Here is a 4,729-nt window from a genome sequence, read left to right as displayed (position 1 = left end):
TTTTTCATTTTATTTGTTTCTTACCGTTGCAGGCTTAGCATCCATCAATCCTGTAATCTACTTCATTAAGAATTAAGTTGTAAGGAAGGTTTTTTTGAATCTCAATGCGGTAGCAGAAGAACATTTCTATATTCCTGGATTTACTTTATTTATGAACAGGCCGCGTTTGCAAGGTTATCGAACCAAACATAAAGGGGACGTTAAGGGAGCTAGTTTAATGTATATTAGAACAGAGAGGTTATGGATACGTGATTTTGAAATAATAGACTGGGAAGCTATGTATGAGTACACTTCCAATCAAAATGTTATGAGATACATACCGGAAGGGGTCTTTACTAGAAAAGATGCAAAAGAATTTGTAAGGAAAAATATTGGTGATCAAGCTGAGAATTTTCCAGTCGTAAAAACAAATGAAGATATTCTAATTGGGCATATGGTTTTTCATAAGTATTTTGGGGAGCATTCCTACGAAATTGGATGGGTGTTTAATCCGAAATACCAAAATAAAGGGTATGCTACAGAAGCAGCTAAAGCAATTCTAGCATTTGGTTTTGAAACAATGAACTTACATAGAATCATAGCGACATGTCAGCCTGAGAATATTCCGTCCTATCGAGTTATGGAGAAAATTGGGATGAGAAGGGAAGGCTTTTTTAAAAAATGTATTCCAAATGGAGATGAATGGTGGGATGAGTATTATTACGCTATTTTACAGGAAGAGTGGAAATAGAAACATAGAATTTACAAATCACTGATTCTTCGGAACTAGAGTAAAGAAAACTTTATATAGATAAATTACCTGTAAGTATACTATTAAGGGGAAAATTTTTCTCCCTTTACTCAAGACTTGAGGGTTGATGGAATGGACATCTGTTAAAGGTAATAAGAGGAGGCTTCCGAATCAGGAAGTCTTTTTAATTTTCTATACGTTAAGAATAAGAACCCACTATAATTTGTATAACATTCAGAATATTTAAGATATAATGAGCCTAAAGAAGCACGAAGGGGGGGAACAATATGGAAACAGCGAAGACTACATATACGGAACAAACGAAAAAAAGTCGGTGGAAGAAGATCACCTTGGTCATCGTGGGAATTATACTAATACTGCTCACAAGTGCTGTTATTTTTGTAAACGTTTACATCAACCGTAGTCTACCTGAAATCGAAGGCGAAGTTCAATTGACAGGACTTCAAGAACCCGTAGAAGTGACGAGGGATGAAAACGGAGTACCACATATCGAGGCAGCAAACACGGAAGATCTGTTCAGGGCCCAAGGGTACGTACAGGCACAGGACCGTCTATTTCAGATGGAACTTGCAAGGCGTCAAGCTTCTGGAACATTAAGCGAGGTTGTCGGCAAGGCTACTGTGGACCAGGACAAGTATTTTAGGACGCTTGGGTTAAGAAGAGCCGCGGAGAAGTCGCTCGATGTGTACTCTGATGAAGCCTTGAAGATACTTGAAGCTTACGCAGATGGTGTTAACGCCTATATAGAGGAAGCGAAAGCGGAGAATCGACTCTCCCCTGAGTTTGCTTTAATGGGAATCACGCCGTCCTCTTGGACACCGATTGACTCTCTGACAATTGGTAAATACATGGCTTTTGATCTCGGAGGTCATTGGGAGAGACAAGCCTTCAACTATTATTTGATGTCCCAATATCCAAAAGAGAAAGCGTATGAGCTATTTCCAACTTATCCAGAAGGCGCCCCGACCATTTTGGAAGAAACAGAGATCATTGACGTAGCTTCCAGTTTTGAGAAAGCTGTCCTGCCTCATGAATTTAATGGGAGCAACAACTGGGTCGTAAACGGCGATCGAACAGCCTCAGGCTTTCCGATGCTGGCGGATGATCCCCACCTTGGACTAGCTACCCCTTCCATTTGGTATCAAATGCATCTCCAATCACCTGAATACAACGTATCTGGAGTTATCTTTGCAGGAATTCCTGGCATTATCTTAGGTCACAACGATCAAATTGCCTGGGGAGTGACGAATGTTGGTCCAGACGTACAACAGCTGTACTTAGAAAAAAGAAATCCAGACAATCCTGATCAGTTCCTTTTTGAAGATCAGTGGGAAGAAGCTGAAGTCATAGAAGAACCGATTAAAGTGAAAGATGGTGAGACCGTTGAGTATGAAGTGGTTGAAACAAGGCATGGCCCTGTCATCAGTGAATTTGCTGAGCAGAGCGGCAAGGATACCGTCATGTCACTGCGCTGGACAGCCCTTGATCCTACAACGGAACTCGAGGCAGTCCTGGAAATCAACCAGGCTTCTGACTGGGCTGAATTTGAGAAAGGGTTGGAAAAGTTTTTAGCGCCCGCTCAAAACTTTGTATTTGCAAGTAAAGATGGAACCATTGCATATAAGGCAAACGGACGAATTCCGATTTATGAGAATCCTGATGACGCCTTGCTTCCGATGAAGGGGTGGGAAGAAGAGGACTTGTGGCAAGGTTATATTCCGTTTGATGAACTACCGAAGACAGTTAATCCTAAGAAAGGTTTTGTTGCCACGGCTAACAATAAAGTGACCGATGACAGTTATCCTTACCATATCAGTCATAACTGGGCACAACCCTATCGATATCAGAGAATTGTACAGATAATTGAAGAAAACGATGAACTGGATGAGGATATTGTGATGGACATGCAAATGGACGTAAAAAATTTACAAGCAGAAGAATTCGTTCCCTATTTTTTAGATACCATTGAAAAATCTGATCTTAGCAATTCAGAAAAAGACGCACTCGCATTAATGGAAGAGTGGAATTGGGAAGATCAAAAGGACCTTGCCCAGTCGCTTATTTACCATCGCTGGATGCTGAACCTACAAGATGTTCTTTATCGAAAAGAGCTCCCTAAAGAAATGATGGACCTTTTCCATGGCGCAGGTCAGACAACAGATGATTTGCTAAGGCAAGCCCGTTCGGGGGAGGGGTCGATTTGGGTCGAGGAAGCTGGCGGGATTTACGCAGCGATGACTAAAGCTTATCAAATGACAATCGATGAGCTTACTCAAAAATTTGGTGATAATCCTGCTGACTGGGAATGGGGAGAATATCATGCTGTAGAATTTACCCATCCACTTTCCAGTATTTCTTATTTAGAAAGGTTCTTTAATCCTGGCGATCCATCTCCGGTCAGCGGCAGCCGGGTAACCGTTCGAGCGGCTGGCTACAAGGAGAACGGATTGGTCAATCATGGAGCATCTTGGAGATTCATTATCGATCTCGAAAATACCCAACAGGCTTATCACATTGTAGGTCCGGGACAATCCGGCCACTTTAAAAGTGACTGGTACCATGATCAGCTTGATGACTGGGTGGAGGGGGACTATCATTTAACACAGACGAAGAACTTTAAAGGGGATCAATTGACTTTAACTCCTTCTTAAGTAAAAGTGCGCTCATCATGAGTGCACTTTTTTCCTTTTTAAATTTGAAACCTAATCTGATAGTAAACGTAGGAATAATGTGACACAATATAGGTACTAGTTGTAAATGGAGGGAAATCATGCACGAATTTCACGATGCTTTTATTCAGATTTTAATGCTATTAGCTATATCGGTTACCGTCATCGGGATCGCAAAGCTGTTGAAGGAGCCTTATTCTATAGCCCTGGTTATCGTCGGATTGCTTTTAGGGCTGACTGAATTACCGGTTATAGAAGATGCAGAATTTTACATAACTCAATCCGAAGTGTTTCAGGCGACCGTTATTTCCTTATTTTTACCGATTTTATTAGGGGATGCTACGCTTAAGCTGCCATTTCATCATTTGTACGGCCAGAAAAAGCCTGTACTTGGTCTTGCGTTTGTAGGAACATTTCTGTCGTTTATATGTATAGGAGCAGGCGCATATTACTTGCTGGATCTTCCGCTTGCTGTCGCTTTTACTTTTGCGGCATTGATGAGTGCGACGGATCCTATCAGTGTGCTTTCGATTTTTAAATCACTCGGAGTCCCTCAAAAGCTTTCGACCGTTATGGAGGGGGAGTCATTATTCAATGACGGAATTGCCGTAGTGCTTTTTAAAATCTCAAGCATTTATCTGCTGACTTATATCGAAATGGGATGGGCAGGTTTAGGCAGTGGCGTCTTCCTTTTTCTTAAATTCGCGATAGGTGGAGCATTGATTGGACTAGTGTTAGGGTTTATTTTTTCACAGATCATCCGGATCTATGATGACTATCCACTAGAAATAGCTTTCAGTGCACTGTTGTTTTTCGGAAGTTATTTCATTGCCGAGCATTTCCATACATCCGGTGTCATTGCTGTCGTCGTGGCAGGGTTTGTATTCGGAGATTATGGAGCAAAAATAGGCATGTCAAAGGAAACGAGAACAAACATCAATACGTTCTGGGATGTCATTACCCTTCTTGCCAATTCATTGATCTTCCTAATGGTCGGTCTTGAGATTCGCAACATCGACTTTGCAGGGAACTGGGGATATATTGCCCTGGCCATCCTCATCGTGTTGATTGGTCGTACCATCGCTCTTTATATCAGTACTGGCTGGGTTAAGGAACTTTCCAGAAGAGAAAGGATTCTCTTGAACTGGGGAGGCTTGCGAGGCAGTTTATCGATTGCGCTTGCCTTAAGTCTTCCTATGGAATTCGATGGAAGGGAAGAAGTGCTGTTGTTCACATTTTCTGTCGTTTTGTTTTCTCTGATTGTGCAGGGACTCACCATCAAACCGCTGATTCAGAAACTAGGCATAAC

At 41.8% G+C, this 4,729-nt stretch carries 3 protein-coding genes; all 3 read left to right on the top strand.

All coding sequences use genetic code 11. From position 1 onward, the window contains the following. The first annotated feature begins 217 nt into the window (after window positions 1-217). Complete coding sequence (locus LD39_RS11925) at window positions 218-730, top strand: GNAT family N-acetyltransferase (protein WP_035546741.1); 513 nt, start codon at window positions 218-220, stop codon at window positions 728-730. A gap of 287 nt (window positions 731-1,017) precedes the next feature. Then, window positions 1,018-3,402, top strand: a complete 2,385-nt coding sequence (locus LD39_RS11920; protein ID WP_035546738.1) for a penicillin acylase family protein — start codon at window positions 1,018-1,020, stop codon at window positions 3,400-3,402. A 119-nt stretch (window positions 3,403-3,521) separates the two neighbouring features. Next, window positions 3,522-4,729, top strand: a 1,208-nt coding sequence (locus tag LD39_RS11915) for a sodium:proton antiporter (protein ID WP_035546736.1), incomplete at its 3' end; no start/stop codon positions are given.

Origin of the sequence: Halobacillus sp. BBL2006, from assembly GCF_000786645.1 — a bacterium.
Classification (GTDB): domain Bacteria; phylum Bacillota; class Bacilli; order Bacillales; family Halobacillaceae; genus Halobacillus.
Note: the sequence above shows the minus strand (reverse complement) of the source record. Positions and strands in the feature narration are given on the sequence as shown.